At 69.0% G+C, this 19,493-nt stretch carries 21 protein-coding genes; 3 read left to right on the forward strand and 18 right to left on the reverse strand.

The genetic code is table 11. The features are described from left to right. Window positions 1-53 precede the first annotated feature (53 nt). From ACWF0M_RS11250 to ACWF0M_RS11295, 10 genes are read right to left on the reverse strand one after another with little or no spacing between them, the layout of a single operon-like run. Window positions 54-965: an amidohydrolase family protein gene (locus ACWF0M_RS11250; protein WP_452235486.1), complete on the reverse strand. Its 912-nt coding sequence runs from the start codon at window positions 963-965 to the stop codon at window positions 54-56. A gap of 1 nt (window position 966) precedes the next feature. Continuing rightward, window positions 967-1,356 (reverse strand): cupin domain-containing protein, encoded by a 390-nt coding sequence (locus tag ACWF0M_RS11255; protein ID WP_452235487.1) that lies wholly within the window; start codon window positions 1,354-1,356, stop codon window positions 967-969. Next, the gene (locus ACWF0M_RS11260; protein ID WP_452235488.1) at window positions 1,353-2,912 is read right to left on the reverse strand and encodes an FAD-dependent monooxygenase; all 1,560 of its coding nucleotides are present in this window, start codon (window positions 2,910-2,912) and stop codon (window positions 1,353-1,355) included. The genes ACWF0M_RS11255 and ACWF0M_RS11260 overlap by 4 nt, the downstream gene beginning before the upstream one ends. Window positions 2,913-2,915: 3 nt before the next feature. Further along, the gene (locus ACWF0M_RS11265) at window positions 2,916-3,641 is read right to left on the reverse strand and encodes an SDR family NAD(P)-dependent oxidoreductase (protein WP_452235489.1); all 726 of its coding nucleotides are present in this window, start codon (window positions 3,639-3,641) and stop codon (window positions 2,916-2,918) included. Next, on the reverse strand, window positions 3,638-4,336 hold the full coding sequence (locus ACWF0M_RS11270; protein ID WP_452235490.1) for a GntR family transcriptional regulator: 699 nt from the start codon (window positions 4,334-4,336) through the stop codon (window positions 3,638-3,640). The genes ACWF0M_RS11265 and ACWF0M_RS11270 overlap by 4 nt, the downstream gene beginning before the upstream one ends. A gap of 39 nt (window positions 4,337-4,375) precedes the next feature. Beyond that, on the reverse strand, window positions 4,376-4,771 hold the full coding sequence (locus tag ACWF0M_RS11275) for a RidA family protein (protein WP_452235491.1): 396 nt from the start codon (window positions 4,769-4,771) through the stop codon (window positions 4,376-4,378). Next, on the reverse strand, window positions 4,771-5,859 hold the full coding sequence (locus tag ACWF0M_RS11280; RefSeq protein WP_452235492.1) for an Ldh family oxidoreductase: 1,089 nt from the start codon (window positions 5,857-5,859) through the stop codon (window positions 4,771-4,773). The genes ACWF0M_RS11275 and ACWF0M_RS11280 overlap by 1 nt, the downstream gene beginning before the upstream one ends. After that, on the reverse strand, window positions 5,856-6,650 hold the full coding sequence (locus ACWF0M_RS11285; protein ID WP_452235493.1) for an ABC transporter permease: 795 nt from the start codon (window positions 6,648-6,650) through the stop codon (window positions 5,856-5,858). The genes ACWF0M_RS11280 and ACWF0M_RS11285 overlap by 4 nt, the downstream gene beginning before the upstream one ends. After that, entirely contained in the window at window positions 6,647-7,444 is a 798-nt protein-coding gene (locus ACWF0M_RS11290; RefSeq protein ID WP_452235494.1) for an ABC transporter ATP-binding protein, read from the reverse strand. Before ACWF0M_RS11290 ends, ACWF0M_RS11285 begins: the two co-directional genes overlap by 4 nt. Window positions 7,445-7,466: 22 nt before the next feature. After that, the gene (locus ACWF0M_RS11295; RefSeq protein WP_452235495.1) at window positions 7,467-8,501 is read right to left on the reverse strand and encodes an ABC transporter substrate-binding protein; all 1,035 of its coding nucleotides are present in this window, start codon (window positions 8,499-8,501) and stop codon (window positions 7,467-7,469) included. A gap of 392 nt (window positions 8,502-8,893) precedes the next feature. Between ACWF0M_RS11295 and ACWF0M_RS11300 the strand changes: the two genes are divergently transcribed. Together ACWF0M_RS11300 and ACWF0M_RS11305 are read left to right on the forward strand one after the other, a co-directional pair. Beyond that, window positions 8,894-10,177: a sensor histidine kinase gene (locus ACWF0M_RS11300; RefSeq protein ID WP_452235496.1), complete on the forward strand. Its 1,284-nt coding sequence runs from the start codon at window positions 8,894-8,896 to the stop codon at window positions 10,175-10,177. A 1-nt stretch (window position 10,178) separates the two neighbouring features. Continuing rightward, window positions 10,179-10,829, forward strand: coding sequence for a response regulator (locus tag ACWF0M_RS11305; RefSeq protein ID WP_452235497.1), 651 nt, complete (start codon window positions 10,179-10,181; stop codon window positions 10,827-10,829). Here the strand turns inward: ACWF0M_RS11305 and ACWF0M_RS11310 are convergent. After that, window positions 10,826-11,374: a MarR family winged helix-turn-helix transcriptional regulator gene (locus tag ACWF0M_RS11310; RefSeq protein WP_452235498.1), complete on the reverse strand. Its 549-nt coding sequence runs from the start codon at window positions 11,372-11,374 to the stop codon at window positions 10,826-10,828. The genes ACWF0M_RS11305 and ACWF0M_RS11310 overlap by 4 nt on opposite strands. A 122-nt stretch (window positions 11,375-11,496) precedes the next feature. Between ACWF0M_RS11310 and ACWF0M_RS11315 the strand changes: the two genes are divergently transcribed. Further along, window positions 11,497-12,165: an FMN-dependent NADH-azoreductase gene (locus ACWF0M_RS11315; RefSeq protein ID WP_452235499.1), complete on the forward strand. Its 669-nt coding sequence runs from the start codon at window positions 11,497-11,499 to the stop codon at window positions 12,163-12,165. Between the two features lie 109 nt (window positions 12,166-12,274). Here the strand turns inward: ACWF0M_RS11315 and ACWF0M_RS11320 are convergent, their stop codons facing one another. The 7 genes from ACWF0M_RS11320 to ACWF0M_RS11350 all read right to left on the reverse strand — a co-directional run bounded on the left by ACWF0M_RS11320 (window position 12,275) and on the right by ACWF0M_RS11350 (window position 19,488). Beyond that, window positions 12,275-13,108 (reverse strand): putative RNA methyltransferase, encoded by an 834-nt coding sequence (locus tag ACWF0M_RS11320; RefSeq protein WP_452235500.1) that lies wholly within the window; start codon window positions 13,106-13,108, stop codon window positions 12,275-12,277. Between the two features lie 5 nt (window positions 13,109-13,113). After that, the gene (locus ACWF0M_RS11325; RefSeq protein ID WP_452235501.1) at window positions 13,114-13,989 is read right to left on the reverse strand and encodes an ABC transporter permease; all 876 of its coding nucleotides are present in this window, start codon (window positions 13,987-13,989) and stop codon (window positions 13,114-13,116) included. Next, complete coding sequence (locus ACWF0M_RS11330) at window positions 13,976-14,911, reverse strand: ATP-binding cassette domain-containing protein (RefSeq protein WP_452235502.1); 936 nt, start codon at window positions 14,909-14,911, stop codon at window positions 13,976-13,978. Before ACWF0M_RS11330 ends, ACWF0M_RS11325 begins: the two co-directional genes overlap by 14 nt. Before the next feature lie 8 nt (window positions 14,912-14,919). After that, window positions 14,920-15,966: a LolA family protein gene (locus tag ACWF0M_RS11335; RefSeq protein WP_452235503.1), complete on the reverse strand. Its 1,047-nt coding sequence runs from the start codon at window positions 15,964-15,966 to the stop codon at window positions 14,920-14,922. A gap of 182 nt (window positions 15,967-16,148) precedes the next feature. After that, entirely contained in the window at window positions 16,149-16,745 is a 597-nt protein-coding gene (locus tag ACWF0M_RS11340; RefSeq protein WP_452235504.1) for a hypothetical protein, read from the reverse strand. Continuing rightward, complete coding sequence (gene bluB, locus ACWF0M_RS11345; RefSeq protein WP_452235505.1) at window positions 16,742-18,154, reverse strand: 5,6-dimethylbenzimidazole synthase; 1,413 nt, start codon at window positions 18,152-18,154, stop codon at window positions 16,742-16,744. The genes ACWF0M_RS11340 and bluB overlap by 4 nt, the downstream gene beginning before the upstream one ends. Further along, window positions 18,151-19,488 carry a cobyrinate a,c-diamide synthase gene (locus ACWF0M_RS11350; protein ID WP_452235506.1) on the reverse strand — a complete coding sequence of 446 codons (1,338 nt, stop codon included), beginning with the start codon at window positions 19,486-19,488 and terminating at the stop codon, window positions 18,151-18,153. The genes bluB and ACWF0M_RS11350 overlap by 4 nt, the downstream gene beginning before the upstream one ends. Between the last annotated feature and the right edge of the window lie 5 nt (window positions 19,489-19,493).

Consider the following 19,493-nt stretch of genomic DNA (forward strand, 5'->3'; position numbering starts at 1 on the left):
GTTCCCCACGATTTGATATCTGATCACAACCTCGATCAGACGGAACACCTGTCTCACCACTCGGCGACCTCCTTCGCCAGTGGCCGGGTCAGCACCTCGGCCGTGGCGGACCGCCCTGAGGCTCGCACTGTGGACACCTCGTCGCTGCCCATCGGGAACGGCCAGTCACTCCCGGCCAGCACCCGCTCGGGCCCGAACGTCTTCGTCAGCAGCTCCAATACGGCGTCGTCGTGGACCAGATCGTCGACGTAGAAGCGGCGCAGCGCCTCGGCCACCGGCAAGGACACCGGCTCGATCCCCGGCCGGGCCTGGTCGATCCCGCGCTGCCACCGTCCGGCGACGGCCGCCGTCACACCACCCCCATGGCACAGACAGAACCGGATTCCCGGGAACCGCCCCGGCACGTCCGCGAAGACGAGCGAAGCCGCCGCCAGTCCGGTCTCGTACGGATTCCCCAGCAGGTTCGACAGGTAAAACGAATCAAGCCGCTTGTCGTCACTGTGTCCCGGGTGAATGAGCGTGAACGCCTCCAGCGCGTCCAGTACTCGCCACACCGGATCCAGCCCGGCGTAACTCGGCGTACCGAGGGCAAAACCGCTGAAGACGCCTTCGCCGGCCAGTCCGGCGGCTACAGATGGTGCTGCCGGGTCGAGCAGCGGCAGGTGCGCAAGCACGCGCAGCTGCGGTGTGGCGAGCTCCCGGAGGCCCTGGTTCACCAGCTCGGTCCACTCGAGGCTGGCGTCGTACCGGAAGAGTGCCGGCGGCACTGACACCACAGCACCGTCCAGGTCTTGTGAGGAGATCCAGTGCAGCAGTGCAGCCGGGTCGGCGAGCCGGCGCAGCGGCAACCGCTCCCCGTCGACAACCAGCGAACCGTTGTCGACGTGCAGCCCGAACTCACCCCGATAGGCCGCCGCCAGCACGGTCGGCGGGATCAGGTGGGTGTGGACGTCCCAACCGGCCATGTCAGCGGGCGTCCTCGTCGTTGTCGTAGAAGGCCGGACGCTCCGGGTAGTGCGGACCGTCGTACACCTCCAGCAGGACAGAGGTCTCCTCGGCGCGCGTCGGGCCGTGGACGACGCCCTTCGGGTTCCAGTAGAAGCTGCCCTTGGTCAGCGTCGTACCGGTCGGCAGGTACACGTACCGGCCGGACAGGCAGAACATGAACTGGTTCGAGGCGTGCTTGTGCTCCGACGGGATACCCGAGCCTTTCTCGAACCGCACGAGCGCGATCGACGCCTCGGTCACCGGGTCGCGCCACAGCATCTTGTGGGACAGGCCGTCCAGCGACTTCTCCACCCACTCCAGGTCGTCCGTCTGCAGCAGGATCTCCTGCAACGGCTCGTTGAAGCTCATGGCACCTCCCGGCCGGTGACCCGCGTGTACAGCGCCTCCGCCACACCGGTACCCATCGGGGTAACCGCAGCGATATGACCGTCCGGTCGAATCAGTACGACGCTGTCCGCCGGTACGCCGTACCGCTTGGTGGCGACGCTGCCCGGATCGAACAGTGCCCTGTCCCGCAGACCGGAGTCGTGCGGCGCGTCCCACCGGGACACCGCGTAGTGCTGCAACGCCGGCGACACGTTCACCGGGATCTCCGGCCGCCGTCGTACGTCGGTGAAGTAGAGCGCCACGAACGAGTCGCGACACAGGTCGTGGATCGTCGTACGACCGGTCGGACTCTGCAGCACCAGGTCCGGCGCCCGGTCACCCGCCCGTACGGCAGGCGGCGCAGCGGATGTCGCCACCATCGACCAGTCGCCCACACCCTCGACGTCGAGCCGCACGCTCAGCAGCGTCCGGTTGTACGCCGTGGCCCACGCGCCCGTGTCCTCGGTGACAGCACCGCGCTGGAAGGACATGTACTTACGGGCCGCCTCCGCCATCTCGCCCGAGCCCTCGATCGCCACCGGCCGCTGCTCCCGTTCGTAGCCGTCCAGCAACGACGGCGCAGCCCAGCCGCGCAGTACCCAGGCCAGCCGCCACGGCAGGTTGGACGCGTCCAGCGCACCCGTGTTCAGACCGAGCGCCCACATCGGTGTGATCAGGTGTGCCGCGTCGCCCATCAGGAACACCTTGCGATCGAGTGTCCACTGCTCCGCCACCCGATGGTGCACGTTGTAGACCACAGAGCCGAGCAGCTCGATCCGGTCCACCTCGCCGATGAACTGCTTCACCTTCACCAGCAGGTCCTCGTCACCCGGCGCGTCGGCACCGGGCGCCAGTGGGAACAGGAACCGCCAGTTGTCCGGCTGCCGGATCAGCACCATCCACTCGGACTTGTCCGCGAAGTACGCGAGGTACGGGTAGTCCCTGGCGTTGTCGACGTCCAGGTCCACCACGACGTCGATCAGCATGTACCGCTCGGGCAGGGTCTCCCCCACCACCTTCACACCGAGCGCGTCGCGGATCCGCGAACGCCCGCCGTCACAGGCCAGCAGGTACGACGCTTCCAGCTCCTGCGGACCGTCCGGGGTCTCCAGCTGCAGTACGACGCGGTCGTCGCGGACCTCGAACGACGTCATCCGGTGCTGCGTCCGCACCGGCTCCGGAAGAGCTGCCGCCAGCAGCGGCTCCATCTTCTGCTGCGGCAGGTTGATGACGAACGGGAACTGGGTGTCGTTCACCAGCTCGGCCAGCTGCACCGAGGCACGCGGGGTGTTCGTGGCCCGGTCGATGTCACCGATCTCGTCGATCCGCAGTGCGGCGCCGAGGATGCCGTCGACCGCGCCGTACCGGTTCCAGATCTCCAGCGTCCGGCTGAGCGTCGTACCGGCCTTGGTGTCCGACGACAGGACCGCGTCCTCCTCCAGCAGCACGTACGGGATGCCGTAGTGCGCCAGACCGAGAGCCGTGGTCAGACCGATCGGTCCGGCACCTACGACAGCAACAGGCAGCTGTTCAGTCACTTACTACTCCACAAAGCTCGTGAGCTTGGCAAACGCGCGTTCCCGGGTCAGCACGGACCCGGTCATCGCGGCCGCGTCGGACAGCAGGAACAGCAACGGGCCGACCACGTCCTCGGGGTCGCCGATACCTATGGTGTCCTGCCAGTGCTCCCGGTCCGCACCGGCGTTCGCACCTCGGAACTGCTCGGTGTCGATGACCCCTGGCGCGACGACGTTGACCCGGACCCGGTCACCGGCCACCTCCACCGCGAGCGACTTGGCGAACGCCACCAGCGCCGCCTTGCTCGCCGAGTACGCCGCAGCGCCCGCAAACCCGGTCGACGCCATCCCGGACGTGAACACCACCACCGAACCGGACTGCCGCGCCACCATCTGCGGTACGACGGCCTGACACGCCCAGACGACACCGTCCAGGTTCACCTGCAACGTGCGCGTCCACTCGGCCGCATCCAGCTCCAGCACCGGCGACCGCGGCTGCACCGCCGCACCGGCGACCAGACCGTCGATACGCCCGTACCGCTCCACCACGCCCGCTACTGCAGCCTCGACCGCGGACCGGTCCGCCACATCCACCTTGACGTGCTCAACGCCTTCAGCCGGTGCAGCGACGTCGAAGACCACCGCCGTACCGCCGGCTGCGTTCACCGCAGCAGCCAAGGCAGCACCGATGCCCTGGGCGCCACCTGTGATCACCACGACCTCACCGGTCGCATCGAAGCGCACCTTCATGGCGTCTCCTTCTGCTTGGACGTCATGGTGTCGGTGATCCGCTGGAAGGCGCCGGCCAGGTGACTGCGCAACGCCTGCTCAGCCGCGTCCGGGTCCCGGGCCACGCAGGCGTCCAGGATCGCCTGGTGCTCCTGCCGGCTCCGCTCGATCAGGAACGCGGTGGGACGGCTACCGAACCGGTACCGCTCGCTGTTCTGCCAGACCGGCTCGATTGCTCGCGGCAACCACTGCGAGCCGCTGGCCCGGTAGATCGCGAAGTGGAAGTCCGCATGGGCCTCACGGGCACCCGCGGAGTCCTCCGCGCGCGACAACCGGAGGTGCTCGGCCAGTGCGGCCGCTGCCTTCGTCAGGTCTCCATCGGTGAAGTGGGCCGCAGCCGCGCGTACGGCGAGACTCTCCAACGCCAGCCGCGTCTCGTGCGTGTCGCGCAGGTCCGACAGCGACAGGTCACGTACCCACGCGCCACGGTGCGGGATGATCTCGACCAGGCCCAGTGCCTCGAGCCGACGGAGGCCTTCACGCACGGGCATCTGGCTCATCTCGAGCCGGCTGGCCAGCTCCACCAGGCGAAGAGGCGTACCACTGGGTAGCTCGCCGGACAGGATCAGCTGGTGCAGCTCGGCGGCGGCGTGTTCGGCGAGGGTACGACGCCCTCCCTTGCCACCACCTGGCAATAACTCCAAGGGCCCGCTCATCTCAGGTCCACTCGACGCCACGCATGGATCTCACCCCGGTCATGCGATCACGGCGATCGCGTTGATCTCGATCAGGTAGTCGGGGTGCGCGAGCTTGCTGACCTCGACCATCGTGGAGGCCGGCAGCGGCTCGGTGAAGTACTGCGCCCGGATCTCGTGGATCTTGGCGAAATCCTCCATGTTGCGCACGTACACGTCCACCCGGCAGACGTCCGCGAGAGTGCCGCCGGCCGCCTCGACCGCCGACTTCACGTTCTCGCACACCTGCCGGGTCTGCTCCAGGACGTCCCCGGCGCCGGCGATGCTGCCGTCCGGCCGGCGGGCGGTCATCCCGGAGACGAACACCAGCCGCCCGGTCGCCTCGATCGTCGTCGCCTGCGAGAACACCCCGTTCGGGCTCCGCAACGCGTCGGTGGAAACCTGTGTCTTCGGCATCAGCCCAACACCCCTCCCGCCGGGATCACGGCGCCGACCGCGCGTGCGGCCGCGAGTAACCCGTCCAGTCCCGACTTTTCGATCCGTACGCCGTTGCGCCGCTGCTGCGCCGCGCGCTCGGCCTCGATCTCACCCGGCAGGTACAGCCGGTTCACCCCCGGAGCCGTCGCGCTCCCCCGGACGCGGGCGGCCAGCCCGGACGAGCGCCGCTTGAAGTCCTCGACGCCGCCCATCAGCTCCGGGTCGATCGCCAGGAAGAGATGCGCGCAATCGTTCGGCCGGTCCGGCTCCCGGTACAGCGGCCGGACCTGGTCGCCCCACCCACCGCCGCTCAGGACGCCGGTGAGCACGTCGATCATCAGCGCCAGCCCGAAGCCCTTGTGGCCCGCGGCCGGCAACAGCATGCCGAGCACCGCCTCGTCCGGGTCCGTGGTCGGCGTCCCCGAGGGGTCGGTGGCCCAGGTGTCCGGGATCGTCCGCCCGGCCGAGGCGGCGAGCCGGATCTTCCCCAGGGCAACAGCCGACAACGCCATATCCAGAACGATCTCCACGCCGGCCGAGGTCGGCACCGCGATGGCGAGCGGGTTGTTGCCGACCAGCCGCTCCGCGCCGCCCGGGGCGGGCATCAGCGGCGTGGTGTTCGACATCGCGATACCGATACATCCCGCCTGGCCGGCTTGCATCGCCCAGCGACTGGCCGCGCCGAAGTGGTGGGCGTTGCGCACCGAGACGATGCCGATCCCGTACCGGCCGGCGCGCTCGATCGCGTGCCCCATTGCCTGCGGGCTGGACAGTTGACCCATCCCGCCGCGGGCGTCCACGACCATCGCGGCACCGGCGTCGAACAGGACGTCGAGCTCGCGTTCCCGGGTCACACCGCCGGCGTTCAGGCGTTCGACGTACATCGGAACCAGCATCACGCCGTGCGAGCTGACGCCGCGCAGATCGGCCTCGACGAGCGCGGTGGCGATCTCGGTGGCGTCCGCGGACTCGAACCCGAGCGCCGTGAACACCGCCGCAACGGTCGCCTCCAGCCACTCGGGCCGAACCAGCACCCGCCGATCCGCATCAGATGCTTGAGCGGTCATCGGGACTCCCGGGCCCACGGGAGAAGCCAGTGCTCCAGGAAGACCAGGGCGTAGAACAAGGCGATGCTCATCACGCTCAGCAGGGTGATCGCGGCGAACGCCAGCGTGGTGTCGGCGCTCGCGCCGGACTGCTGGATGACGTACCCGAGTCCCTTGGTGGCGCCAACGAACTCGGAGATCACCGAACCGATCACCGCCAGCGAGATCGCCACCTTGAACCCGGTGAAGATCTGCGGCATCGCGTACCGCAGCCGGAGCTTGAAGAACTCCTGCGCCCGGCTCGCGTTCAGCGACCGCATCAGCTCGACCAACTCGGCCGGCGTCGACTTCATCCCCTGCGCGGTCGAGATGACGATCGGGAAGAAGCACATCAGCAGCACCATCACGACCTTCGGCCACTGCCCGAAGCCCATCCAGATCACCAGCAGCGGCGCGATCGCCACCTTCGGGATCGAGTTCACCATCAGCAGCAGCGGGTACACCAGCCGCTCGAGCACCACCGAGCGGACGATCACCAGCGCGATCGGCACACCGATCACGATCGCCAGACCGAAGCCCTCGATCGTCTCGAGCATCGACGTACCGGTCTCCTGCAGCAGGTAACCGGGCTGCTCGAAGAACTTGACCACGACGTCCCACGGGCTCGGCAGCAGGTACGGCTCGATCGAGAACGCGACCGTCGCACCCCACCACAGCCCGATCGCGATGGCCAGGCCGATGATCGGGAGGACGACGGCGGCCGCCGGGGAATCGGTCAGCCAGGTCCGCTTCGGCATCGTCCGCCGGGTCATCGCGGCCGCACCTCGTCCACCGGCCGCGCGTCCTTCTCGGCGAGCAGCTCGTGCAACCGCCCGCTGATCGCGGCGACCTCGGTGAGGTGCGCGTTCTGGCCGAGGCTGCGCGGCCGCGGGATGTCGATGTCGACGACCTCCCGCATCCGGCCCGGCCGCGGCGTCAGCACGACCACCCGGTCGGCCAGTACGACAGCTTCCTCGATCGAGTGCGTGACGAACACGATCGTGGTGGACAGCTCCATCTTGATCCGCTGCAGCTCCTCGGACAGCTCGGTCCGGGTGAGCGCGTCGAGCGCGGAGAACGGCTCGTCCATCAGCATCACCTGCGGGTCGCGGATCAGCGACCGGCACAGCGACACCCGCTGCTGCATACCGCCGGACAGCTCGTGCGGCAGGCGCCGCTCGAACCCCTGCAACCCGACCAGTTCGAGCAGCTCATGAGCCCGGTCCCGGTACGCCGCTCTGCTGCGGTCGCCGGCGCCCTTGTCGATCTCGACCGGCAGCATCACGTTCGACACCACCGAACGCCACGGCAGCAGCGCCGGCCGCTGGAACATGAACGAGACGTCCCGGCGCGGTCCGGTGACGGGCTCCCCCGCCACCTGGACCGCACCGGACGTCGGGGGCAGCAGTCCCGCGATCAGCCGGAGCAGCGTGGACTTGCCACAGCCGGACCGGCCGATCAGCGTGACGAACTCACCGCCGCGGACGTGCAGGTCGATCTTCTCCAGGGCCGTCACCTGGCCCTCGCGTCCGTCGAAGACCTGCCCCACGCCGTCCAGGCGAATCATCCGGTTCCCGTACTCCTAACCCTCAGCTCTTCGGCGCCAGGCTCATCGTCACCAGGTCCTCGGGCGTGATCGAGCCCTTGCCGATCGCGCCCTTGCCGGTCGCGTCCGGCGCCTCCAGCAGCGAGATGATCTTCTGCACCCGCTCCTGCGTGACGTCGCCGAGCGGACCGTTGAAGCCGGTCGGCTTGATGTACTTCTGCATGATCTTCAGCTCTTGGGTGGCGACGTCGAGATCCGTGTTCGGCACGTACTTCTTCAGGATCGCGGCGGCGGCGGCCGGGTCGTCCAGGGTGTCCTGCAGGCCCTTGAGCAGCGCGTTGGTGAACTTCTTCACCTGGTCCGGGTGGTCCTTGGCCAGGTCCGTCCGGGTGATGATCGCGTTGCCGTACAGGTCCGGCACCTTGTCGCCGTACGGCAGCTTGACGACCGCGCGATGCTTGCTGTCGGCCTTCGCGATCAGCGGCTCACCGACCATGAACTGGCCGATGCCCTGGACCTTGCCGGACGCCAGCAGGGCCGGCAGGCCCGGCGGCGGCGACGGGAGGAAGGTGACCGACTTCGGGTCGATACCGACCGCCTTGGCGTAGACCGGGAACATCACCGTGTTGGTGGACCCCGGCTGGTCGCCGATCGTCTTGCCGGGCAGGTCCTTGGGGCCGTTGATCCCCAGTCCCTCGAGCGACATGATCCCGGCCAACGACCGCTGGTGGATCATGCCGACCGTGGTGACCGGGAGCTTCTGCTTGGCGAGGGTGATGGCGATCGCGGTGAAGTCGCCGATGCCGTAATCGGCCTGACCGCCGGCCACCAGCTTCATCACGTCGACGGTGCCGCTGCCGGGCGAGATCTTGACGTCGAAACCGGCGTCCTTGAAGTAGCCCTTGTCCAGCGCGACGTACGCGTACGCCTCACGCCCGAAGGTGTTGAACGACGTCAGGTAGCTGACCTTCTGCAACCCGTTGCCGTCGGCTTCCTTACTGCTGTCACCGTTGCACGCACTCACCAGGGCGAGCCCCAGGACCGCCATCAGGGCGATGACGGAACGCCTCAACCTCATATCGACCTCTCTCGTCCCGATATTTGATCAAACATCAAATATGAAAGGGTGGTCAATTCGCCCGCGGGGTCTTCACGGGGACTTAACGTCCGCCGCGCCGGGTCCTCGCAGTCCTGCTGACCACCCGTCCTGGAGCCGTTCCCCCTACCTGCCCGGACACATCCTGTGACCGGACGGGCACCCGCCCCGACCACAGACCGTACCTGCCTGAGCAGCAGATCGCGACGCCCGCAGAGACCGAACTCGGCGCCACCGGGTCAAATTTGCGTAAACCCTCAACTTCTTGGTGACCCAGCCCACCCCGACCGGCCGGAATCGCGGGTTTCCCTCCGTTCACTCCGGGGAGGGAGGTGGCGCTCGCCCGGCTTTGACAGGATGTGATGGTGCGAGCGGTGACACGGCGGGTCTGGCGGGCGGTCGGTTGCCTGTGGCGTCCGTCGACGTACCTGCGCTGGGTGTACCTGCTGCTCGGCGCGGCGCTGGTCCTGGCGTTCATCCTGGTCGACAGCGCGCTCGGCGCGGTGGTCGGCGATCTCGGCCTGCCGAAAGTTGCCACCGGCACCATCTGGGTGCTGCTGGGTCTGGTGCCGCCGGTCGTGCTCGGCCTGTTGCCCGCGGTCCGCGAGGTCGAGGGCATCGCGGTCGAGTCGCTGCTCGCGGTGCGGTTCGAGGAGCGTCCACTCGGTCCGGCGCGGACCTGGGCGCAACGGCGGCGTACGACGGTGTGGTTCTGCCTGCACCTCCTGGCCGGCGGCGTCGTCGGCATCCTCAGCACGATCGTGGTCGGTCTCGGTGCGATCTGGCTGGCCGCTCCGTTCCGCTCCCCCGGTGCTCGCGACGTCGTCCCCGGCTGGTCGTACGACGTCCGCGGCGACTGGACCGACCTGTGGATGCCGGCCGCGGCGATCGGCGGTCTCGCCGGGCTGTTCCTGCTGTCGGCCGCCGTCGGCTCACTGCTCGCGTACCTGGCACCCCGCGTGCTCGGCCCGACCGCGGCGGAGCGCATCGAACTCCTCGAGAAGCAGACCGCGACACTTGCCGAGCGCAACCGTCTCGCCCGCGAGCTGCACGACAGCGTCGGGCACGCGCTGAGCCTGGTCACGATCCAGGCGGCGGCCGCCCGCCGCGTGCTGGCCAGCGATCCGGAGTTCGCCGAGACCGCACTGGCCGCGATGGAGACCTCTGCCCGCGCGGCGCTGGCCGATCTCGACCACGTGCTCGGCCTGCTCCGCGACGACCGGCGGCCGGGTTCCCGGACCACGCCGCAGGCCACGCTCGGAGGTCTGGACCGGCTGGTCGACGCCACCCGCGCCGGCGGGATCACGATCGAGGTCGAACGATCGGGCGAGCTGGAGCAGTTACCGGCCGCGGTGTCCCGCGAGGCCTATCGGATCGTCCAGGAGGGCCTGACCAACGCGATCCGGCACGCCGGACGCCCGGCCGGCGAACTGGCTGTACACCTGTCGATCTGCCTGGATGCATCCGGGCTGCGGCTCGCCGTGACCAACCCGGTCAGCGGCAAGTCCGATCACTCCGGGGGCGGCCGCGGCCTGGCCGGGATCCGTGAAAGAGTCGCCGTACTGCGAGGAACCGTCGACGCCGGCCCGGTCAGTTGGCAGGACGACCCGGGATGGCAACTGGCAGTGCAGTTGCCTGTGAGCGTGACGAAGGGATGACATGAACCTGTCGGTAGTTGTCGTCGACGACGAGCCGCTGATCCGGAGCGGGTTGCGGGCCATCATCAACGCCGAGGAGGACCTCACGGTCGTCGGCGAGGCCGGCGACGGGGCGGAGGTGCTCCCGCTGGTACGTCGTACCGGCGCGGACGTCGTACTGATGGATGTCCGGATGCCCGCGGTGGACGGCATCCAGGCGACGCGACTACTGCTCGACAGCCTCGACCCGGCTCCGCGCGTCCTGGTCGTCACGACGTTCGAGAACGACGACTACGTGTACGACGCGTTGCGCGCCGGAGCGTCCGGGTTCCTGCTCAAGCGGACCCCGCCGGACGACATCATCGCGGCGATCCGGACGGTCGCGAAGAGCGAGTCGCTGCTGTTCCCGGAGGCGATCCGCGCCCTCGCGCTCGCCCACGCCGGCGCCCCGGCGGCGACCGGACTCGACCGGTACCAGCTGACCGAGCGCGAGCAGGAGGTGCTCCGGCTGATGGCGCGCGGACTGTCGAACGCGGAGATCGCCGCGGAACTGATCCTCGGCCTGCAGACGGTCAAGACCCACGTCGCGAACGTGCTCTCCAAGCTCAACGCCCGGGACCGGACGCAAGCGGTGATCCGGGCCTACGAATCAGGCTTCGTGCCGCTGCACTAGGTGTTAGCGGGGTCGTCGGCCTCGGCGAGGGTGCAGGCGTTGTGGAGCGGGTCGACGGCGTTGGCCTTCATCGCCAGCCGCTGCAGGAGCATCCGGAAGCTTGACCGCTCCGACTCGTCGAGGATACCGAGCATCTCGTCCTCGGTGGCACGGAGCCGCCGTTCGAGGTCACACAGGGCCTCGTGGCCTTCCTCGGTCGGCGCGATCAGCCGCGCCCGGCGGTCGGCCGGATCAGGCCGGCGCTGCACCAGACCCGCCTTCTCCAGGTCGTCGAGCAGATAGGTCATCACGGTCCGGTCGACACCGAGCTGAGCGGCGAGATCAAGTTGCCGCTTCGGACCCTCGGCACTCGTCGTGGCGAGCACCTGGTAGCCCCGCGGTCCGCCGGGCAGCCCTTCCAGCGCCGCCGCGGACGCCTTCGCGTACCGCCGGAAGACGACGCCCAGCGCCCAACCGAGGTCGGCCTCGACCGGTGCGCCACTGGCGACCGCGGGCTCGACCCCACGCGTGCCTCGGGTCGCGACTTCGGGCGAAGTACTGGACATGTCCCCATCGTACGTGGTGTACGCCACCCGGAATACGATCTGACTTGAATATGTTCTGCATGACAGATTATCTTCGAGGCAGCACATACGAGCATGCCCCCTCAACGTATGGAGAACGAACAATGAGCACCCTGTTACGCGTCGACGCCAGCATCCGGCTGGACGGCTCGGTGTCCCGCGCCCTTGCGGACAGCGCGGAGGCCGCCTGGAAGGCTGAGCACCCGGACGGCGTCGTGCTACGGCGTGACCTCGGCCAGCACCCGCTGCCCGCGACCGTGTGGCCGACCCTGGCCGCGGCGCAAGTGGGCCAGGAGCCGGTCGCCGATTCCGACCGGATGCCGCTCGCCGAGGCGCAGGCCATCGCCGCCGAGGTAGCGGCCGAGGCCCGCGCCGCCGACGCGATCCTGCTCGCCGTACCGATGTACAACTACGGCATCGCCCAGCACGTGAAGACGTGGATCGACCTGTTGGTGATCGACAAGGACTTCGCCTTCGGCTCGCGCCCACTGGCCGGTCGGCCGGCGATCTTCGCGCTCGCCCGCGGCGGCGGTTACGGCCCGGGCTCGCCTAAGCAGGGCTGGGACCACGCCACGCCGTACCTCGAGCGCATCTTCGGCGACGTCTTCGGCATGAACATCCGCACCGCCGCCGCGGAGCTCACCCTCGCCCCGGTCACCCCGGGTATGGAGGAGCTCATCGACGCCTCCAAGGTCTCGGAGTCCGAGGCGCACGTGGAAGCCGAGACCCACGGAACCGTCGTCGCCCGCGAACTCGTCGGCAAGGCAGCCTGACCAACCGGACCTCCGCCACTCACCAACTCGCACTCGACTCTCGGCGCACGCCTGACCTGAGCGTGCGTCGCTCCGCCGACGGGTGGTTGGTGAGTGGCGGGCGTCCGCCTCAGCCGAGCCGACGCCAGGTCGACAGCGTCACCGACAACGTGACGACCGCCGGCTCCGGCAGTACGGCGATCCGCTGCAACAGCTCGCGGTAGTTCAGGTGCCGGGCGCTCGGCGTCATCAGCACCAACTGCTCCACGGCCGACCGGTCGAGCCGCATCGTCTCCTCGACCACCTCCGTGCCGACGCGTTCGAAGGACCCAGCGAGCGACTCCTCCAGTCGGCGTTCCTTCTGCTCGTCGACGCTGACCAACCCCAGTACGTCGACCAGCTCGCCGAGGTGCTGCTGGTTCGGCGTCACCACGAGCAGCCGACCGCCCGGGGCCAGGACGCGGGCCATCTCGCCCGCGTTGCGTGGGGCGAACACGTTCAGCATCAGGTTCGCCGCACCGTCCATCAACGGCAGTTCACGCCACGCGTCGCACACCACGGAGGCGATCCGCGAGTCGGCTCGAGCCGCGCGACGGGCGGCGTACTTCGACACGTCCAACGCGATTCCGCGGCGGCCCGGGGACAGTCCCAGGACACCCGACAGGTAGTAGGCGGTGCCGGCGCCGACCTCGACGACCAGGTTGTCCTCGCCCAGTCCGGCCCGCAGGATCAGCGCGTCCCGGATCGGTCCGTAGTGGCCGGTGCCGAGGAAGACCGTGCGGGCGCCGACCATCGCGGCCGAGTCGCCCTCGATCCCGTTCGACGCCGAGGGCAACAAGTTCAGGTAGCCCTGCTTCGCCAGGTCGTACGCGTGCCCGCGTGGGCAGCGCGCCGTCCGGTCGTCCAGCGCCAGCCGGTCGGCACACACCGGACAGCGCAGGACGGCGACGAGATCAGCTTCCACGCGGCTCAGGTTATGTCGCGGCTGGTGATCCTCGCCCAGGCGGCGGCGTAGAAGACGGCCAGGTAGCCGGCTTGGAGGAGCAGGTTGCGGCCTATCTCATGCCAGTACGGCGGGTCGCGGAGCAGGTCGGCGAACGACTGCCAGCGGTAGATCAGCAGCCACGGGTGGATCGCGTGCAGCTGCGGGATCGCGGTCAGGATCCCGAGCACGATGAACGTGCCGAACGTCGCCGCCATCGCGGCCAACGGGGTCGAGGTCAGCGACGAGACGAACAGGCCGATGCCGGCGAGTCCGAGCAGGGACAGCGAGATCACGAGCGCGATGCCGAGCGCGCGGAGCAGGCCTTCGCCGAGTGAGACGGTCGAGCCGGAGAGCAGCAGGACGTCGCCGACCGGGAACAGGATGAAGCCGACGATCAGTCCGGAGATCCAGATCGTCATCGTCGCGGCCAGGCAGAAGACCGCGAGGGCGACCATCTTGGCGGCGAGCAGCCGGGACCGGCCGGCCGGTGCGGTGAGCAGGTTGCGCAGGGTGCCGAGGCTGGCCTCGCCGGCCAGCGACTCCCCCGAGATCACGGTCACCGCGGTCGGCAGGAAGAACGGCAACGACAAGCCGAGGCTGCCGACGATCAGGAAGAGCCCGTTGCCGGCGATCTGCCCGATGAACCCCTCGGCGCCGCTGTCCGAGCCGGCGATCTTGATCGCGATCCCGATCAGCAGCGGTACGGCGGCCAGCACCCCGAGCCCCACCTGAGTCCGGGCCCGCGCGAACACCAACCGCAGCTCGGAAAGAAACAGCGCGAGAGTGTGCCGCCCAGCACTGGGGCGTTGGGTATCAACCAACGCCTCAGCTGGTTCGGCTGCTGCTTCACTCTGCGACATCGAAGCCCTCCCCGGTGAGTGCCACGAAGGCGTCTTCCAGACTTGGGCGTTCGAGCCCGAAGCCGTGGATGCGGACGTCGGCGGCGACCAGCGCGGCCGCGAACTTCTCGATCGGCAGCTCGCCGGGATCACCCTCGACGGTCTCACCGCTCGTCGTCAGGTCCGTCACGCCCATCCCCTGCAGCGTCTCGGCCGCCGTCCCGGCATCCGGCGTACGGACGATCAACCGCGGCCGGAGCTCGGCGCGCAGGTCCTCCACCGTCGACTGCCGGAGCAGCTTGCCGCGGCTCATCACGGCTGCGTGCGTGCAGACCTGCTCGACCTCGGCAAGGAGATGGGTCGAGGTGAAGACGGTCGTACCGTCGCTCGCCAACTCCTGGATCAGGTGCCGGACCTCGCGGGTGCCCTGCGGGTCGAGGCCGTTCGTCGGCTCGTCCAGCACGAGCAGCTCCCGGCGCTGCATCAGCGCGACCGCGATCGCGAGCCGCTGACGCATGCCGAGCGAGTACGCGCGCACCTTCTTACCGGCCGCGTTCGACAGGCCGACCCGTTCCAGTGCCTCGCCGGCCCGCGCCTTCCGGGTTTTCGGATCGGCGGTGCGGTCGGCGGCGTCGAAACGCAGCAGGTTCGCCTGGCCGGTCCAGAACGGGTAGAACGCCGGCCCTTCGACCAGCGCACCGACCCGGGGCAGGACCCGCAGGTGCGCCTTCGGCATCGGCTCGCCGAGCAGCTCGACCTCGCCGGACGTCGGCGCGATCAGGCCGAGCAGCATCCGGATGGTCGTCGTCTTCCCCGACCCGTTCGGACCGAGGAAGCCGAACACGCTGCCGGCCGGCACCTCCAGGTCGACCGAGTCCACCGCGACCTGGCCGCTGTGGAACCGCTTGGTCAGCCCGTGGGTGACGACCGGCGCGCTCGACATCTGGCTGTTCAGCGGGGGGCCTTCGCGGCGGCGGCCTGCAGGGTGTCCGGGGTGACCAGGCCGACGAAGACCCGGCCGTCGTCGGTGATCAACGCGCTCACCATCTTGCTGGTCAGCACCTTGCCCTTGCCCCACGTGCCCGACACGGTCGGCGCCTTCGCGAGCAACTGCGCGAGCGGCCCGTTCCCGGTCAGCTGGCCGGTCTGCGCACCGCGGATCAACGCGACGCTCTCCCAGCCCGTACCGATCACGGTCGGCTTGTCCGCGTTCGCCGTACCCGGCTTCTTCGGCTCGACCTGCCTCGGGGCAACCCGCTTCGGCTCCGCGCCCGACGGAACCTTCTGGTCAGTGACCTTCACACCCTGCGGCGGGGTGAAGGTGAACGTGCCCGCCGCCGGTACGTCGAACGACACCGAGCTGAAGCCCACCTCGACGGCCGGGTCGTTGCCGGTCCGCGGCATCACCGTCACGTCCAGCGGGACCCACGTCTTGGAGTCGATCGCCAGTGTCACCGAACCCACGGTCGTCTTGTCGGTCTTCGGCACCAGGCGCAGCTTGTAGGCATCGCGGCCGGCGACCTTCTCGGTGCCGCTGACCTCGACCTTGGTGGTCGGGTCGATCGCGTCGAGGAACTGCTTGGCGACCGTCTGCGGGTCGTACGACGGCACCGCCTTCTCCGGCTTCGCGTTCTCGTGCGCGGGAACCGTCAGCTTCATGGCTTCGCGCCGGGACGAGTCGTACGCCCAGGCGGACTTGCCGTCGGTCGTCCAGACCCGCTCCGCCTGGTTGTCGAGCACCGAGACCCGCGCCTTGTCCGGGCTCGCGAACGCGACCCGCGCCGTGTGCTGACCGCTCAGCATCTCGGTCAGCTGCTCGCTACCGGCCGGTGCGCCGGGGATGGCCGGCAGGCCCAGGTTCGCGTCCGAGCGGACCGTGCCGCTGAGGCCGTCGACCTTCGCCGTCTGAACCTTCGCGAGCAGATCCTGCGCGGAGATGCCGGGCAGCTTCGGCGAGGCATCCGCGACCACTGGTCCGAGTGCCCCCACCCCTGCCACCACGGCGACTGTCGTGACCGGAACCAACCACCGTCGACTGCGCTGTGCTACGCCCATGGATACAGCCTCGCACCGGGCAGGACCGGAACCAAGCCCACTCAGGGTAGGTTCACCCGAAAGAGTGAGCCCGGACTACGACCGTGGTCGTACGCCGAGCTCAGCTCGCACTCAGGTGGACCGGATCAGCGGCTCTGGAGAGCGTCCAGAGCGACCGTCATCGCGGCCGCGACGCGGAAGTCGAGGCGCTCGTCCTGGACGGTGATGCGGTAGCGGTCCCGGACCGACATCTTCCGCTCCACCGACAGCACCGGCTGCCCACTCGACCGGTCGGTGAAGTCGAAGTGGAAGATGAACGGCAGCGGGATCTCGCCGATGAACGGCACGAAGTCCCAGACCCGCCGGACGATCGCGACCGTCTGGTTGCGCTCGGTGCCGTCCGCCTCGACGCCCGGCGCGCTGAGCTGCCAGCTGGACCGGAGGAGACTCTTGCCGAACTCCTTCTTGAACCAGCCGATCGCCTGCCCGTCGGCGTCGAACACGTCGTACCCGGACCCGAGGTCGATGGTCTTACGGGCCTTGAACGAGAACACCGCCTGGGTCTTGGTGTCGTCGCTGTAGAACGTCACCTGCTCCTTGAACGCCATCCGCTTCTGCTGTGCGAACGCGAGCAGCGCGCCGTCGGTCCCGTCCGGGTTGGTGACGATCAGCTCGTACTTGTTCGCCATCAACGTCACACGCTGCTTCATCGAGAACGCGGGCACGTACATAGGTGCGGTCATGTCGTGGAGTGTGTCAGACCAGAGGCCGACGCACCGACCTGCAAACCGCGAGCGAGCGCTTCGGCACACTCGGAGTTCTGTGCAAGCTGTACGGCGAGGTGCCCAACGCCCTGCAGGGCGAGGTCGCGGGCGATCTCGACACCGAACTCGACGGCCTCGGCGGGTGTGCGCGCGGGCCGCCACAACACCCCGAAATCTGCTTGCGGGCGGTCTGCTTGGAGATCGACGATCAGTGCGTCGGCCTGTTGCAGTTGGCTCGGGTCGCCGCCGACGATCACCTGAACCCGCTGACCGGTTGTCGGTACGGCGTTCTGCGCGGCCCGGTTTTGCGCGGCCCGGAGCGCGTCGTCGACGATCGACGTACCGCGGCGGCCCCATTCCTCGTGGTGGATCGCCCAGGACAGCGGGCGCCGCTTCGCCCATCCGGAACGTACGAGTTCGGGGGTCGCGGCGAACTCCTCGACGTACCCGATGCACAGGTAGCCGACCAGCTCGATGTGCGCGGGCAGGTCGAGGACCGCGGCGACCTCGCCTGGTTCGAAGAAGGAGACCCAGCCGACGCCGAGACCCTCTGCGCGGGCGGCGAGCCAGAGGTTCTGGATCGCGATCGCCGCGGAGAACATGGTCGTCCGCGGATCCGCGTGCCGGCCGAGAACGTGCCGGCCGCCGCGGCCGGGGTCGCAGGTCACCGCGAGATTCAGTGGGGTGTCGAGGATCGCCTCGATCTTCAGCCCGTCGAACGCCGCGCGCCGGTCCTCGGGGAGGGATGCAGCGAATGCGTCCCGCTGCGCGGTCGCGAGATCATGCACCTTGCGACGGGTCGCGATGTCGCGGATCACCAGGAAGTCCCACGGCTGGCTCAGTCCGACACTCGGCGCCCGATGCGCTGCCTCCAAAACCCGCCCGAGCGTCCCGTCGTCAACCGGCAGATCCACAAACCCCCGCCGCACATCCCGCCGCTCAGCAATAACCCGCTGCACAACCTCGCGATCCCGAGCGTCGTACCCGTCCGCCCGCTGCACAACCGGGCGATCCCGCGTGTCACGCCCATCCACCCGCCGCACGCCGATTGCGATTGTGGTGTTGGGGGATTTGCGTTTGGTGATGAGGAGTTGGGCGCCGGTTGCGAGTACGGCTGCTTCGGCGATGCTGGGGGTTCCTTTGAGTTGCTCGACCTGTTCGCTAGGGGTTGGCGTCGGCTGGTTGGCGAGTTCGTCGTTCGAGAAGGTGCGAAGCTCAGCACCCAACTGCGCAACGAGCTCTTGCAGCGCAGGTTCGTTCTCCTTGCCGGCGATCGTGACGACCAGTCGCACCTCGCCCGCGAGTTCGTGGAGGGTTGTCGTCACGAGATCCTGCAGCTCGGCGTACGGCGTACCGCTGCGGAGTCCGACGCCGACGACCAGGTTCATCGGGCACGCTCGCGGGCGGCGGCGACCAGTCGTGCGGGGACGTCTGGGGTCGCGGTCCAGTGCAGGTGCAGGTACGACGCGTGGACGTGCGGGAGGGTGATTCCTTCGACGCCGCCGGGGAGATGCCAGGCCGGTTGTACGTCGGCGTCGAGGTCGATCGTGGTGCGGTGGAACTCGTGGCCGCGCACGCGGCGTCCTTCGTCGAAGAACGCGGTGCTGGTCGCGGCAACCGCCGTACGGTAGCCGAGGGTGAGGCGGCTGGTCATGCGGCCGGTCGCCGGGAGTACGCCGGTCATCGGGTGACCGTCGAGTTCGCGGCAGAGGTACAGCAGGCCGGCGCATTCGGCGATCACCGGGAGCCCGTCGGCGATCGCGGCGGCCACTTGTTTGCGCAGCTCGACGTTCGCGGAGAGCGCCTCTGCGTGGAGCTCCGGGAAACCACCGCCGAGGTAGAGCGCAGCGGTTGCCTCAGGCAACGGATCGACGAGCGGGTCGAACGTGACGACGTCCGCACCGGCTGCGGTCAGCAGCTCGGTCGTCTCGGTGTAGTGGAACGAAAACACCGGCCCGGCCGCAACAGCAACCACAGGCCGACCTGCACTCGCCGACAGTACGTCGGGGGTCCAGGGGGTCGTTTGGTGGGGTTGGGCGGCGTGGGCGGCAGCGACTACGGCCTGGAGGTCTACGCCTTGGCGAACTAGTTCTGCGGCGGCGTCTACGGCTTGTTCGGCTTGGGTGTGTTGTTCGTTGGCGGGGATCAGGCCGAGGTGGCGGCTGGGGACGGTCAGGCGGGTGTCGCGGCGAAGGACGCCCAGGACGGGTACGCCGGTCGGCGCGACACCGGCTCGTACTTCAGCCTCATGCCGGTCCGAGCCCACCTTGTTCAAGATCACCCCGACGATGCGGATCTCGGTGTCGAAGGCAACGAAACCTTGGACGACGGCCCCGACGCTCCGGCCCGCTGCCGACGCGTCGACGACCAGCACGACAGGTGCCTTCAGCAACTTCGCGACGTGGGCCGTGGACGAGAAACCTTCCGTCCCGAGCGCGCCGTCGTACAGCCCCATCACACCCTCGACCACGGCCAGATCCGCACCGGCGGAACCGTGCCCGAACAGCGGTCCTACCAGTTCCTCGCCCGACAGCATCGGGTCGAGGTTCCGCCCCGGTCGCCCGGTCGCGACCGCGTGGAACCCGGGATCGATGTAGTCCGGCCCCACCTTGAACCCGGCCACGACGTACCCGGCCCGCCGCAGCGCCGCCATCAACCCGACGGCGACGGTCGTCTTACCCGCACCGGAGGACGGCGCCGCAACCACCACCCGCGGAATCATCGTGG

It is taken from the genome of Kribbella sp. NPDC055110 (assembly GCF_053607525.1).

What these genes read in the sequence shown, in the direction of transcription:
- ACWF0M_RS11250 (WP_452235486.1), bottom strand. Translation starts at nt 965, where the DNA reads ATGGCCGGTTGGGACGTCCACACCCACCTGATCCCGCCGACCGTGCTG.
- ACWF0M_RS11255 (WP_452235487.1), bottom strand. Translation starts at nt 1,356, where the DNA reads ATGAGCTTCAACGAGCCGTTGCAGGAGATCCTGCTGCAGACGGACGAC.
- ACWF0M_RS11265 (WP_452235489.1), bottom strand. Translation starts at nt 3,641, where the DNA reads ATGAAGGTGCGCTTCGATGCGACCGGTGAGGTCGTGGTGATCACAGGT.
- ACWF0M_RS11270 (WP_452235490.1), bottom strand. Translation starts at nt 4,336, where the DNA reads ATGAGCGGGCCCTTGGAGTTATTGCCAGGTGGTGGCAAGGGAGGGCGT.
- ACWF0M_RS11275 (WP_452235491.1), bottom strand. Translation starts at nt 4,771, where the DNA reads ATGCCGAAGACACAGGTTTCCACCGACGCGTTGCGGAGCCCGAACGGG.
- ACWF0M_RS11280 (WP_452235492.1), bottom strand. Translation starts at nt 5,859, where the DNA reads ATGACCGCTCAAGCATCTGATGCGGATCGGCGGGTGCTGGTTCGGCCC.
- ACWF0M_RS11285 (WP_452235493.1), bottom strand. Translation starts at nt 6,650, where the DNA reads ATGACCCGGCGGACGATGCCGAAGCGGACCTGGCTGACCGATTCCCCG.
- ACWF0M_RS11290 (WP_452235494.1), bottom strand. Translation starts at nt 7,444, where the DNA reads ATGATTCGCCTGGACGGCGTGGGGCAGGTCTTCGACGGACGCGAGGGC.
- ACWF0M_RS11295 (WP_452235495.1), bottom strand. Translation starts at nt 8,501, where the DNA reads ATGAGGTTGAGGCGTTCCGTCATCGCCCTGATGGCGGTCCTGGGGCTC.
- ACWF0M_RS11305 (WP_452235497.1), top strand. Translation starts at nt 10,179, where the DNA reads ATGAACCTGTCGGTAGTTGTCGTCGACGACGAGCCGCTGATCCGGAGC.
- ACWF0M_RS11310 (WP_452235498.1), bottom strand. Translation starts at nt 11,374, where the DNA reads ATGTCCAGTACTTCGCCCGAAGTCGCGACCCGAGGCACGCGTGGGGTC.
- ACWF0M_RS11315 (WP_452235499.1), top strand. Translation starts at nt 11,497, where the DNA reads ATGAGCACCCTGTTACGCGTCGACGCCAGCATCCGGCTGGACGGCTCG.
- ACWF0M_RS11325 (WP_452235501.1), bottom strand. Translation starts at nt 13,989, where the DNA reads ATGTCGCAGAGTGAAGCAGCAGCCGAACCAGCTGAGGCGTTGGTTGAT.
- ACWF0M_RS11330 (WP_452235502.1), bottom strand. Translation starts at nt 14,911, where the DNA reads ATGTCGAGCGCGCCGGTCGTCACCCACGGGCTGACCAAGCGGTTCCAC.
- ACWF0M_RS11340 (WP_452235504.1), bottom strand. Translation starts at nt 16,745, where the DNA reads ATGACCGCACCTATGTACGTGCCCGCGTTCTCGATGAAGCAGCGTGTG.
- bluB (WP_452235505.1), bottom strand. Translation starts at nt 18,154, where the DNA reads ATGAACCTGGTCGTCGGCGTCGGACTCCGCAGCGGTACGCCGTACGCC.
- ACWF0M_RS11350 (WP_452235506.1), bottom strand. Translation starts at nt 19,488, where the DNA reads ATGATTCCGCGGGTGGTGGTTGCGGCGCCGTCCTCCGGTGCGGGTAAG.